Annotated in this window: 10 protein-coding genes; 7 read left to right on the forward strand and 3 right to left on the reverse strand. The window is 36.9% G+C overall.

Going from position 1 to position 13,079, the window contains the following annotated elements; all coding sequences use genetic code 11:
• The first annotated feature begins 44 nt into the window (after positions 1–44).
• The 7 genes from hemB to FAF07_RS06970 all read left to right on the forward strand — a co-directional run bounded on the left by hemB (position 45) and on the right by FAF07_RS06970 (position 8,869).
• Positions 45–1,034, forward strand: a complete 990-nt coding sequence (gene hemB / locus FAF07_RS06940) for a porphobilinogen synthase (RefSeq protein WP_142784414.1) — start codon at positions 45–47, stop codon at positions 1,032–1,034.
• A 71-nt stretch (positions 1,035–1,105) separates the two neighbouring features.
• Positions 1,106–3,616, forward strand: a complete 2,511-nt coding sequence (locus FAF07_RS06945; RefSeq protein ID WP_142784415.1) for a T9SS type B sorting domain-containing protein — start codon at positions 1,106–1,108, stop codon at positions 3,614–3,616.
• 82 nt (positions 3,617–3,698) lie between these two features.
• The gene (locus FAF07_RS06950) at positions 3,699–4,781 is read left to right on the forward strand and encodes a CNNM domain-containing protein (protein WP_142784416.1); all 1,083 of its coding nucleotides are present in this window, start codon (positions 3,699–3,701) and stop codon (positions 4,779–4,781) included.
• Positions 4,781–5,254, forward strand: a complete 474-nt coding sequence (locus FAF07_RS06955; RefSeq protein ID WP_142784417.1) for a methylated-DNA--[protein]-cysteine S-methyltransferase — start codon at positions 4,781–4,783, stop codon at positions 5,252–5,254. Before FAF07_RS06950 ends, FAF07_RS06955 begins: the two co-directional genes overlap by 1 nt.
• Positions 5,255–5,327: 73 nt before the next feature.
• Positions 5,328–6,479 (forward strand): serine hydrolase domain-containing protein, encoded by a 1,152-nt coding sequence (locus FAF07_RS06960; RefSeq protein WP_142784418.1) that lies wholly within the window; start codon positions 5,328–5,330, stop codon positions 6,477–6,479.
• Positions 6,476–7,189, forward strand: coding sequence for a 3'-5' exonuclease (locus FAF07_RS06965; RefSeq protein WP_142784419.1), 714 nt, complete (start codon positions 6,476–6,478; stop codon positions 7,187–7,189). Before FAF07_RS06960 ends, FAF07_RS06965 begins: the two co-directional genes overlap by 4 nt.
• Positions 7,190–8,869, forward strand: a complete 1,680-nt coding sequence (locus FAF07_RS06970; protein WP_142784420.1) for an ABC transporter ATP-binding protein — start codon at positions 7,190–7,192, stop codon at positions 8,867–8,869. It begins immediately after the preceding gene.
• 289 nt (positions 8,870–9,158) lie between these two features.
• On the opposite strand, the gene FAF07_RS06975 is transcribed toward FAF07_RS06970, so the two are convergent.
• The 3 genes from FAF07_RS06975 to FAF07_RS06985 all read right to left on the reverse strand — a co-directional run bounded on the left by FAF07_RS06975 (position 9,159) and on the right by FAF07_RS06985 (position 13,066).
• The gene (locus tag FAF07_RS06975; RefSeq protein ID WP_142784421.1) at positions 9,159–9,812 is read right to left on the reverse strand and encodes a 3-oxoacid CoA-transferase subunit B; all 654 of its coding nucleotides are present in this window, start codon (positions 9,810–9,812) and stop codon (positions 9,159–9,161) included.
• Positions 9,813–9,890: 78 nt separating this feature from the next.
• Positions 9,891–10,592: a CoA transferase subunit A gene (locus FAF07_RS06980; protein WP_142784422.1), complete on the reverse strand. Its 702-nt coding sequence runs from the start codon at positions 10,590–10,592 to the stop codon at positions 9,891–9,893.
• A 140-nt stretch (positions 10,593–10,732) separates the two neighbouring features.
• A complete protein-coding gene (locus tag FAF07_RS06985) occupies positions 10,733–13,066 on the reverse strand; it encodes a penicillin-binding protein 1A (protein WP_142786560.1) in 2,334 nt (777 codons plus the stop codon).
• Between the last annotated feature and the right edge of the window lie 13 nt (positions 13,067–13,079).

Consider the following 13,079-nt stretch of genomic DNA (forward strand, 5'->3'; position numbering starts at 1 on the left):
AACCTGCAAGGTTTTGACAACCTTGTAGGTTTAAAATATAAAATATGTTCCCTTTAAGAAGAAACCGAAGATTAAGAACCAATGAAGCCATTCGTTCTTTAGTTAGAGAAACCATTATTTCACCAAACGATTTTCTTGTGCCGCTTTTTGTGGTAGAAGGCAAGGGCGTGAAAGATGAGATTCCATCCATGCCCAACTACTATCGATATAGTTTGGATTTGCTTGAAAAGGAAGTTAAAGACCTTTGGAACCTCGGCTTAAAATCGGTATTGCTTTTCGTGAAAGTGCCAGATGATTTAAAAGACAACAAAGGCACCGAAGCCTTAAACCCAAACGGCTTGATGCAACGCGCCATCAAAACCGTAAAAAACGCATGCCCAGATATGCTGGTCATGACCGATGTGGCACTAGATCCTTATTCCGCTTACGGGCATGATGGAATCATTGAAAACGGACAAATTTTAAATGATGAAACTGCCAGTATATTGGCAGAAATGAGCGTTTCACATGCTCAGGCTGGAGCTGATTTTGTGGCACCCAGCGATATGATGGACGGACGTATACTTTCTATTCGTGAGGCTTTGGAAAATGAAGGATTTATCAATACAGGTATCATGAGTTATTCTGCAAAATATGCCTCAGCATTTTACGGCCCGTTTCGTGATGCTCTGGATTCTGCGCCTGTAGATCTGGTGGATATTCCAAAAGATAAAAAAACCTATCAAATGGATTATGCCAACCGGTTTGAAGCACTTAAAGAAACCCACATGGATATTGATGAAGGTGCCGACATAGTGATGATTAAACCTGGCTTGTGTTATTTAGATATCGTGAGGGAAATTAAAAATGAGGTGGATGTGCCAGTTGCGGTCTATCAAGTGTCTGGTGAATATGCTATGCTAAAGGCTGCTGCCGAAAAAGGCTGGTTAGACCACGATGCGGTTATGATGGAACAGATTACAGCGATTAAAAGAGCGGGGGCAGACATTATTGCGAGCTATTTTGCCAAGGATGTTGTTAAGCTAATTATTTAGATTTTTATCGCTTATTTGTATATTCTTTCATAATAAATTTTTATCATTGTGATTATTAGCCTACAATTTCGATGATTAAATCCTACTTATTTTTTTTCTTATTCTTTATTTCTGTCCAATATGGTTTTGCGCAATTGGAAGCGCATTTAATTTCTAATGAAGGCTGGGTCAAAGGTAATTTGGTAGAAATTGGTATTAACTCAAAAGGTGTGTATGGTGCGAATACATTAAATAAGCCGGTTTCTTTTCATAATAATAGAGAAACTGACAATAACCTATTTGGCTTTATCGCAAATCCGCTGGATGACGGATGGGTAGACTATGATGGTGATTTTTTCTCACCTGGTGATCCTGAAGAGGGTTTTGCTATTGAAATAAACGGTGTGAATTACAACAATAATAATGGGATTGATGTATCGCAAATTCCTGGAAAAATTTCTGGTGTTAATGTCATATCCTCAGATTGTTTTGAAAATATTGCGCAAATTTCATGGGAAGGCAATGTAGAAGGACTCAATATCAAAAGATATTACAGTATTACCCAAGATGGACTTTTTATTCAAATGACTACATTTATTAAAAACCTATCTGATACTGCAAAATCCAATATCTTTTTTATGCACAACGTAGATCCAGATAATAATGTAACGCTCAGCTCACGTTACGAGACAAATATGGAGCTTATTTCTCAAGCGAGTTCCGTAACAGATCAAACTTGTCTGGTCACTGCCTCACAAGACGCGCTCTCTACACCTCAAGATATGGATGGCTCTAATGTGAGTTTATATGCTAAAAATGATAAAGCCAGAGTCTGTTTTGGTGGTTTTAATAATAGGTCTGCAAGTGATGTATGGAACGGTTCTGGCTTCACGAATACAGAAGGCTCGATAACAAACAATGTTGATGAGGCCATTTCTATTGCATTTAATTTAGGCGACATTCCGCCGAACGAATCTATTAGATTTACTTACTATTATATATTGGAAGAGGTTGATGAATCATTTGTCCCATTCATTGTAAATGCTATTCAGGACAACCCAAGCATATGTGACGGACAAGATGGTAAACTTATATTTTCTGGTTTAACCGAAGGGGTGTCGTATGGTATTAGTTATGTTGATGATGGCGTTTTAGTCCCTGAAGAAAACTATATCGCAGATAGTGATGGTGTTGTTGAAATAACCAACTTAGATGCAGGCTCGTATTCTAATGTGGCATTAAATTTTTCAGGTTGTGATACAACCATTAATACAGTCTTTGAATTAAGAGATCCTGAGCCACCAAACTTCACTATAAATAAAAGAGATTATACAAGTTGTGCAAACCCTGAAGGTGAACTTGTATTTTCAGGATTAACACCGCTTACAAGTTATGCTATTGAATTCAGTCATCATGGCATCCTTAACGAACCTCAAGATATAATTGCCAATTCTTACGGTGAAATTATTTTTAGTGATTTATTATCTGGGGTCTATACCGACTTTGTCTTAGAACAATATGAATGCATTACAACAAGTAAGGAAATCGTTAAAATAATTGGTCCTGTAACCCCAACCTCCTATCAAATACCGAATCAGTTTTATTGCGACGAGGATTATGACCACATCACCCAAATTGATTTATCGATTTTAGATGATTTTGTTCTTGGTTCAGATTCAGCCTCAACGTATATAGTGAGTTACCATAATACCGAAGAAGACGCTATAAGCGATGTTGTTCTTAACGCATCAGATTACACAGCAATGGGTGAGGTTACCTATGTGCTCTATGCTAAAAAAACCCATAACGGATCCGGATGTTATTCATACTTACCATTTACAATCACAATAAACCTTCCCCCGGTTTTTGATATTGACGACACTTTGATTTGTTTAAACAGTGACGATACTGTTAATCTAGACTATCAATTACCTATTCTTTATACAGGTTTATCGGATGCCACACATAATTTTGAATGGTTTTTCGAGGGCGTGCAAATTCCGGGGGAATCGTCAAGCCAATTAACTGTTACCAGTGACGGCGATTATGCTGTGACAGCTACCATAATAGAAACGGGATGTAATTACATCAAAGAGGCCACCGTATACCCTTCTGGCCCTCCGCAATTGCTAGACGTGGTGGTGACGTCTGTACCGTTTTCTGAAAACCATACTGTAGACATTACTGCTAGCGGTTATGGGGAATATGTTTTTTCCGTGGATGATGGTGCTACGCAACAATCCAATCAATTCACTAACTTAAAATCTGGATACCATACGTTTCAAATTATTGATGTAAAAGGTTGTGGCACTGTTAATGTCGAAAAATTACTTATTGACTACATGAAAGTTTTTACCCCTAATAATGACGGATATAATGACTATTGGCAAATTATTGGTATAAATGCCCTAATTCAACCAATAATTTACATTTTTGATAGGTATGGTAAACTATTAAAACAGCTCAACCCCAATGCAAGAGGGTGGGATGGTACATGTAATGGTAAAGTATTGCCAAGTTCAGATTATTGGTTCAAAATTATTTATAAAGACGATAACAACATCGAGCGTGAGTTTAAAGAGCACTTTACTCTAAAGCGTTAAAAGGCTTAAAATAAGCTTAGTCTTAAATCCATCATTTTATAGATAAGAGTTTTGTAAATTAGCACAACAAAAATTATTTTTAATGAGTACATTACTTTTCTGGGCAGCTATTTCTATATTCTTTTCTTTTTTGTGTTCCATTCTTGAGGCCGTTTTGCTAAGTGTAACACCAACGTTTATTAATGTAAAAAAACAAGAAGGAAAAGATTACGCATTGACTTTGGAAACTTTAAAAAAGGACGTCGACAAACCTTTAATTGCTATCTTGACATTAAACACCATTGCTCATACTTTGGGAGCAATGATGGTGGGTATTGAAGCGGAAAAGCTACCGTATAAAATCGAACTTTTTGGAATAAATACTGTTGGCGTGGTTTCAGCCATTATGACATTTCTAATTTTAGTGGCTTCAGAAATAATACCAAAAACCATTGGGGCTACCTATTGGAAAAAGTTAGCCAATTTCACCTCGAAAGCTTTAGTAATTTTAATCTTTCCTTTAAAATATTCAGGTATTTTATGGCTGTTGCAACTCACCACAAAACTTATTGGAGGAAAAGGTCATGGCAGTGTACTGAGTCGGGAAGGGTTTTTAGTCATGGCAGATATGGCTCATGAAGAAGGGGTGTTTCAAGAAAATGAAAGTAAAATTATAAGAAACCTGCTCACCTTTAAAGAGGTGTTTGCCAAAGACGTGATGACCCCACGCACAGTTATGCAAGCGGAAGACCAAAATACGACTGTTGAAGATTTTTTTAATAAAAACCTCAACCTTCGCTTTTCAAGAATTCCCATATACGAAGAGTCTTCAGACAACATAAAAGGGCTGGTTCTAAAAGATGAAATTTTTAAAGAAATGGCGCTTGATAATAATTTAAAAAAATTATCAGAGTTAAAACGAGATATTATTATAGTGGATCGAAATTTACCGATTCCAAATTTATTCGAACAACTGGTTGAAAGCCGTAACCATATGGCTTTAGTCGTTGATGAATACGGATCTGTTAGTGGTTTGGTAACGATGGAAGATGTTATTGAAACTTTGTTAGGGTTGGAAATAATGGATGAAAGCGATAATGTTTCAGACTTACAAGTGCAAGCCAGAAAAAATTGGGAAGCACGGGCCAAAAGACTAGGCATCATTGAAACTAAAGACATCAACTAATGGAAAGCTGTATCATATCTTCACCTTTAGGGTTTACTAAAATCACAGGAAATGAAGATGGTATTAGTGCTATAACAATATTAAATTCGGAAGAAATAGCCACAGATATCATTCCAATAACACTAGAGGATTGCGTGATGCAGCTTCAAGAATATTTTGAAGGAACGCGAGAGCAATTCGACCTTAAGTTAAATCCGCAGGGGACCGAGTTTCAGAAAGGAGTTTGGACGCAATTAGCGCAAATTCCATACGGAAAAACAACATCATACTTAGAACTGTCTAAACATCTTGGTAATGTAAAAGCTATTCGTGCCGTAGCTAATGCCAATGGCAAAAACCCGTTATGGATTATTGTGCCCTGTCACCGTGTTATTGGCAGTGACGGCAGTTTAACTGGTTATGCAGGTGGCCTACATAGAAAGCAATGGTTGTTGGAACATGAAAGCCCCTATAAGCAGCAATCGTTATTTTAAATCACCTTTATTCTATTTCTACTTATAAATAAATCAAATATTTCCTATATTTAATTTAACTAAACGTTTACAAATGAATTTTTTAAAAAACCTCATAAAAGGGATTGCTATAATATTTGGCTTATTAATCATCATACTCTACATCACAGATACCGATTATTTAATTAAAGCTGTGAGAACGATATATTTAAAAGGACACACCACCGCATTTTTACAAGATTATAAAGAATTTGATAATCAAATTATTAAAAATGCCACACCCCAACCTTGGCCAAATCACAAAGATTATAATATTGCTAAAGAAACAGAAGCGCTTAATGACATAAATAAATCTAACGGAACTGTTGCTTTCGTCATTATAAAAAATGACAGTATTTGGTTTGAAAACTATTATGATGGGTTTTCAGAAGATTCAAAATCAAATTCCTTCTCGATGGCCAAAAGCTATGTTTCAGGACTTTTAGGGAAAGCTATTCAAGAGGGTTATATAAAAAGTCTAAATCAACCGGTTTGCGATTTCCTTCCAACATTTTGCGAAGGTTTAGCGGCTAAAATGACGGTTGGTGATTTATCAAGCATGGCATCAGGAACCAATTGGGATGAGGCTTATTATTCGCCACTATCCATCACTACCCGTGCTTATTTTGATGATGATTTAGAAAAAGTGATGTTGGGCTTAAAAGCGGTTGAACAACCTGGGGGGAAATTCAAATACTCCAGTGGAGATACGCAGATGCTCGCCATGGTTATTGAAAAGGCGACCGGTAAAAAAATGTATGATTACTTAACCGAAAGTTTTTGGAAACCTCTTGGAAGTGAAAATCAAACATTATGGCAAGTAGACAGCGAAGCCCACGATTTAGTTAAAGCCTACTGTTGCATTGCCAGTAATGCTAAAGATTTTGCGCGTTTTGGGAAATTATATAAAGACCATGGTAAATGGAAAGGTAAGCAAATTTTAGATTCATCCTTTGTGGCGAAATCCCTAAAACCACGATTTCCTGAAAGTCCAGAATATGGCTATGGTTGGTGGTTAAAACGTATTAATGACAAACAGTTTTTTATGATGCGCGGACATTTAGGACAGTACGTTATCGTGGAGCCAAATGATAATATTATTATTGTCCGTTTAGGGCATTCCAAAGGAAGCAATAAGCAAGTGGGGGCATTTACTGCAGACATATCCACTTATATTGAAGAGGCTTATAACATGTTAGAAGAATGATTTCAAAACTAAATCTTGAAAACATCTTATTCCTGGATATTGAAACCGTTCCAGAAACTCAATATTTTTCTGATTTAGATGACACAAAACAAACGCTCTGGGAGCACAAATCAAAATATCAGAGGAAAGACGATATTACAGCTGAAGAATTTTATGAGCGCGCTGGTATTTGGGCCGAATTTGGTAAAATAGTATGCATATCTGTGGGCTACTTTACCTTTCAGGGTGACACTAGAATGTTTAGGGTCACTTCGTTTTATGGCGATGAAATTAAAATCTTAAAGGATTTCAAAAACTTGTTAATGTCGCACTTTAACGAGACCAAACATTTGCTTTGTGCCCACAATGGAAAGGAATTTGACTTTCCATATATAGCACGCCGCATGATTATTCATCATATCAAATTGCCTTATAAACTGAACTTGTTTGGCAAAAAACCATGGGAGGTTCCACATCTAGATACTTTAGAATTATGGAAATTTGGAGACTATAAAACCTATACCTCTTTAAAGTTATTAACGAATGTTCTAGGCATCCCATCGCCTAAAGATGATATTGATGGCAGCGAAGTATATAGGGTATACTACGAAGAAAATGAAGTAGATCGCATTATTGTTTATTGCGAAAAAGATACCATTGCCGTGGCACAAATATTCTTAAGATTAAGAGGCGATGCGCTTTTAGAGGGTGATGAAATTATTCATGTATAAATGGAAGAAAAAACTATTTTAAAAGTTGAAAACCTAAGTGTTTCATTTGGTGACAATAAGGTCATTCATAATATATCTTATCAACTCTATAAAAATGAAACGTTGGGCATTGTAGGCGAATCTGGCTCTGGTAAATCGATCTCTTCCTTAGCTATTTTGGGCTTGCTTCCAAAACATGTGTCCAAAATAGCATCAGGACACATTTTGTACGATAACCAAGATTTAACCGCACTTTCAAACCAAGCATTTCAAAATATCAGGGGCAATAAAATCGCCATGATATTCCAAGAGCCTATGAGCTCATTAAACCCATCTATGTCTTGCGGAAAACAAGTGGATGAAATTTTATTGAGGCATTCTAATTTGACTAAAAAAGAAGTCATAGAAGAAACCTTGTTGCTCTTTGAAAAAGTGAAACTACCCCATGCCCAACGTGTTTACGATGCCTATCCCCATGAAATTTCGGGCGGACAAAAACAGCGCGTTATGATTGCTATGGCTATCGCCTGTAAACCAGATATTTTAATTGCCGATGAGCCAACCACAGCACTAGATGTAACTGTGCAAAAGGAGATTATTATTTTGTTGAAGCAATTACAGACAGAAACCGGTATGAGCGTTATTTTTATAACCCACGATTTAGCTTTAATATCTGAAATTGCCAATCGCGTCTTGGTGATGTATAAAGGCAAAATTGTTGAAGAAGGTGGCGTTTTAGATATATTTACAAACCCACAAGATAATTACACGAAGGCACTAATTCATTCTCGTCCATCACTTGAAACACGTCTAAAAACCTTGCCTACCATTCAAGATTATTTAGATGATACCTTTTCGGAAACTGTTATTACTTCCGAAGCACGTCAACGTAAACATGAAAAACTATACAGCAAACCCCCTCTATTGAAAATAATAAATGTTGATAAAGAATATATTTCAAAATCTGGATGGTTTTCAAAACCCACAAGGTTTAAGGCTGTCAATAATGTAAGTTTTAAACTCTACAAGGGGGAAACGTTGGGATTGGTTGGCGAATCTGGCTGCGGAAAATCAACGCTAGGAAACGCTATCCTTCAATTAGATAAAGCCACAGCTGGAAAAATTATTTATAACGGTGTTGATATTACCAAATTATCTAAAAAGAAAATTCGTAACCTAAGAAAGGATATTCAAATTATTTTTCAGGATCCCTACTCGTCATTAAATCCAAGAATCCCTGTTGGGGAAGCCATCATGGAACCTATGAAAGTCCATAAGCTTTATAACTCTGATAAAAAACGAAAAGAAAAAGCCATTGATATTTTAAATCGCGTGGGCTTATCTGAGAATTTCTTTAACCGCTATCCACATGAGTTTTCAGGAGGGCAAAGACAACGTATAGGGATTGCACGAACTATTGCACTTCAACCTAAATTAATTGTTTGTGATGAGTCTGTTTCTGCCTTGGATATTTCTGTTCAAGCTCAAGTACTGAACTTGCTCAATGAACTCAAAGACACCTTTGGTTTTACCTATATATTTATATCGCATGACTTGGCGGTAGTTAAATATATGTCCGATCAATTATTAGTGATGAATCAAGGTGAAATTGAAGAGTTAGACGATGCAGATGTGATATACAATAATCCAAAAAAAGCGTATACAAAAAAACTAATTCATGCTATTCCCAGAGGCTTATAGCATGAATATTTTTTTTGTTAAATACACTAAGCTTTTTAGAAACTGCAAATTTTCTTTTACTGTTTCTTTTAATCTGCTTTCATCATTTGTAGGTGGTTCAGGTAGATTTGCTGTAATATTCATAGGTTTTAAGTTTATGGTAGATTTGGGGAATCTATAATTTAACTTGGCTTATTTGGGGACAGTAAATATGATATAAAAAAATGAATTACACGTTTAAAAACATAAAAAATAGATGAAATACATTTATATTTAACATTTCACTGATTTTAGTGCGTTTTTTCATATGCTATTCTTCCATTTCAGGAATATCGCCTTCGATAAGTAAAGTGCCTTCAGTAGCATTTTTAATAGCTTCTACAGAAACTCCTGGGGCACGCTCCAATAACTTAAAACCATTTGCTGTGACTTCTAAAACACCAAGATTAGTCACTATTTTTTTCACGCATCCTACACCTGTTAGTGGTAATGAACATCGCTTTAATAATTTTGATTCCCCAGCTTTGTTGGTATGCATCATAGCGACAATAATATTTTCTGCACTGGCTACCAAATCCATAGCACCGCCCATCCCTTTAACCATTTTTCCAGGAATCTTCCAATTGGCAATATCTCCGTTTTCAGCCACTTCCATAGCTCCTAATATGGTTAAATCTACATGTTTGCCTCTAATCATAGCGAAACTCATAGCAGAATCAAAAAAACTAGCACCAGGTAAGGTGGTTATGGTTTGTTTCCCTGCATTGATCACATCGGCATCTTCTTCACCTTCAAAAGGAAAAGGCCCCATGCCTAATACACCGTTCTCACTTTGAAATTCGACTTCAATATCATTACGCACATAATTAGCCACCAAGGTTGGAATACCAATACCTAGGTTAACGTAATATCCATCCTGTACTTCTTTTGCAATGCGTTTTGCAATACCTGTTTTATCTAACATTCTTTTTTAAGTTATAAGTTAAAAGCGCCTAAAGTTTTTAAAGTTAGAACTTAAGAGCACTTTAAGTACTTTAAATTTTTAACTTCTTGATCTAACCGTTCGTTGTTCAATGCGTTTTTCATAACGTTCCCCTTGAAAGATGCGCTGTACAAAAATTCCAGGAATATGAATATGATTCGGGTTTAGTGTTCCTAATGGCACTAATTCTTCAACCTCAGCCACGGTTATGGTTGCAGCGCCGCACATATTCGGATTAAAATTACGGGCCGTCCCTTTAAAAACTAAATTCCCTGCGGCATCGCCTTTCCAAGCTTTAACAAAAGCAAAATCGGCTTTAAAGGCGTGCTCTAACACATACATTTTACCATCAAATTCCCTGGTTTCTTTACCTTCGGCAACTTCGGTGCCATAACCTGCTGGGGTATATATTGCAGGAAAGCCGGATTGTGCCGATCTGCAGCGTTCAGCTAATGTTCCTTGCGGAATGAGTTCCACATCCAATTCCCCAGAGAGCATTTGACGTTCAAATTCATCATTCTCACCAACATAAGACGATACCATTTTTTTTATTTGATGTTTTTGAAGTAATAAGCCCAGACCAAAATCATCTACACCCGCATTATTGGAGATACAGGTTAGGCCTGTTACTCCAAGTTTCACCAATTGAGCAATAGCGTTTTCGGGAATTCCACTAAGGCCAAAGCCACCCAGCATAAGGGTCATATCATCACTAACGCCATCGAGTGCCGCTTGAACATTCTCTACCTTTTTATTAATCATGTTTACCTTTAGTTTAGTGCATTAAAAGTACGAACAAAAGGACTATATTAAAAACGGATTTAAATAAAAAAGCCATTCTAAAAAAGAATGACTTACTTATAATTGTGAGTATTTGAAAACTCAAAAGTTATGTGGGTATTTTAAAATTCTAAATCATCTGGCACATCTTCCTCTTCACCATCACCATTATCCTCGTCTGAAGCATCCGCACAGTTAACGTTTATAGATAATACTGAAGGTACATCAAACGCATTTTTCGAAACGTTAAGTTCCTCATCAGCATAGCAACTTTTCATATATAAGCCCCAAATAGGTAAGGCCATTGCAGCTCCCTGCCCGTAGGTAATCGTTTTAAAATGTGCCGCTCTGTCCTCGGCACCCACCCATACCCCTGTAACTAAGTTTGGCACCATCCCCATAAACCAGCCGTCACTTTGGTTTTGTGTTGTACCTGTTTTACCAGCGATTGGATTATCAAAGCCATAGGGATATCCTGTAATGATCTCTTTGTAATCTGCTCTATCTTTAGCGTAACTGTGTCTTAAACGCGCTCCTGAACCAGACTGGGTAACGCCTTCCATTAACTTCACTGTTACGTAAGCCGTTTCTTCGCTTAATACATCACGGGTTTCTGGCTTAAATTGATACAGGATAGTCCCATTTTTATCAGCAATACTAGTTACCATTACAGGTTTGGTATATACGCCTTTATTCGCAAATGCAGCATAAGCACCAACCATTTCATAAACACTAATATCTGGTGTACCCAACGCAATTGAAGGCACCGGAGGCATATCTGATTCTATACCCAGTTTTTGGGCTAAATCGACCACAGTTTGCGGACCCACTTTGTCTATGAGTCGTGCCGTAACCGTATTTACAGAATTTGCTAATGCGTTTTTTAAAGTGCGCATCCCACCATAACTACCACCAGAATTCTTTGGACACCATTCTTCTGGGTTTCCATATTTATTCTTATCAATACAGAACGGTGAATCGGGTAATTCATCACATGGTGACAAATGAAGTTGATCTATCGCAGCGGTATACACAAAGGGTTTGAATGTTGACCCAATCTGTCTTTTTCCCTGCATCACCATATCATACTGAAAATGTCTGTAATTCATGCCACCAACCCATGCTTTTACATGACCGGTTTGAGGATCCATAGACATCATCCCTGTTCTTAAGAACGATTTGTAATAACGCATACTATCAATAGGTTTCATAATCGTATCGATCTCCGTAGCCTTACCATCCTTCCAAGCAAAAACTGACATTTGAGTCGGTTTTTGAAAAGAGTCCTCTATGTCTTTATCCGCTTTTTTTAAGTCATATTTCATCTTCCTCCAACGTTCCGATTGTTTCATGGAACGCCTTAGCAAGTTGTTAATTTCACTTATTTCCAGATCTAAAAATGGTGCTGTAGGATTGCGGTCTGGTTTATTTTGATGAAAAAATTCCGCCTGCAATTTGGGCATATGCTGTTCCACGGCATCTTCAGCGTGTTTTTGCATGCGAGAATCTATGGTTGTATAGATTTTTAATCCTTCATTATACAAATTGTATTTAGAGCCATCTGGTTTTGGGTTTTCCTTAATCCAGTCTTTCATAAAACCTGTAAGATATCCCCTGAAATAGGTTGCTATGCCATCACGATGTGATTGTGGTGTGTATTTTAAATCAAGTTCCGTTTTTTGAAGCGAATCTTTAACAGCTTCATCTAAATAGCCATATTTTTCCATTTGAGCCAGGACAACGTTACGTCGATTTCTAACCCCAACAGGATTACGGTCTGGTCTAGGGTTGTACAATGACGAATTCTTAAACATCCCTACCAACATGGCAGACTCCTTAATGCTTAAATCACTAGGTTCCTTATCAAAATAAATACTGGCTGCCGAACGAATGCCATCGCCATTATTTCCAAAATCATAGATATTAAAATACTGCGCTATAATTTCTTCTTTGGTGTATTGGCGCTCTAATCGTATGGCAATAATCCATTCTTTAACTTTTTGAGAAATTCTACCTAAGGTACTTCTTGATGCCTCTCCAGTAAATAATTGTTTTGCCAATTGTTGCGAAATTGTACTCGCTCCTCCATCTTTTCCTAAAGTTACCATAGCTCTTAGGGTTCCTCGAGCATCAATTCCTGCATGACTATGGTAACGCGCATCTTCGGTAGCTATAAGCGCATCTACTAAATGCTTTGGTAATTCTTGATAACCTACTGGGGTTCTATTGTCTTTAAAATAAAATTTGCCCAATGTTTTTCCATCCGAAGAAATAATTTCTGTAGCTAGATTTGTATTTGGGTTTTCCAATTGGGTGTGATCTGGTAAATCTCCAAAGTACGAGGTTAATAAAAATGTTAATAATACTGCGACTATTCCGCCTACAAACAATATCCAAAACCACCTCACATAAGCTGAGAAGTCGTTAGTCGTTTTTGTGCCTTTTTTTGTTGCCATGTCTTTTTTATTA

The sequence above is a fragment of the Changchengzhania lutea genome (assembly GCF_006974145.1).
Taxonomy (GTDB): Bacteria; Bacteroidota; Bacteroidia; order Flavobacteriales; family Flavobacteriaceae; genus Changchengzhania; species Changchengzhania lutea.

Excerpts from the sequence above, each read along its gene's own strand:
- hemB (WP_142784414.1), top strand. The coding sequence starts at position 45 with ATGTTCCCTTTAAGAAGAAACCGAAGATTAAGAACCAATGAAGCCATT.
- FAF07_RS06950 (WP_142784416.1), top strand. The coding sequence starts at position 3,699 with ATGAGTACATTACTTTTCTGGGCAGCTATTTCTATATTCTTTTCTTTT.
- FAF07_RS06965 (WP_142784419.1), top strand. The coding sequence starts at position 6,476 with ATGATTTCAAAACTAAATCTTGAAAACATCTTATTCCTGGATATTGAA.
- FAF07_RS06980 (WP_142784422.1), bottom strand. The coding sequence starts at position 10,592 with ATGATTAATAAAAAGGTAGAGAATGTTCAAGCGGCACTCGATGGCGTT.
- FAF07_RS06970 (WP_142784420.1), top strand. The coding sequence starts at position 7,190 with ATGGAAGAAAAAACTATTTTAAAAGTTGAAAACCTAAGTGTTTCATTT.
- FAF07_RS06975 (WP_142784421.1), bottom strand. The coding sequence starts at position 9,812 with ATGTTAGATAAAACAGGTATTGCAAAACGCATTGCAAAAGAAGTACAG.
- FAF07_RS06955 (WP_142784417.1), top strand. The coding sequence starts at position 4,781 with ATGGAAAGCTGTATCATATCTTCACCTTTAGGGTTTACTAAAATCACA.
- FAF07_RS06945 (WP_142784415.1), top strand. The coding sequence starts at position 1,106 with ATGATTAAATCCTACTTATTTTTTTTCTTATTCTTTATTTCTGTCCAA.
- FAF07_RS06960 (WP_142784418.1), top strand. The coding sequence starts at position 5,328 with ATGAATTTTTTAAAAAACCTCATAAAAGGGATTGCTATAATATTTGGC.
- FAF07_RS06985 (WP_142786560.1), bottom strand. The coding sequence starts at position 13,066 with ATGGCAACAAAAAAAGGCACAAAAACGACTAACGACTTCTCAGCTTAT.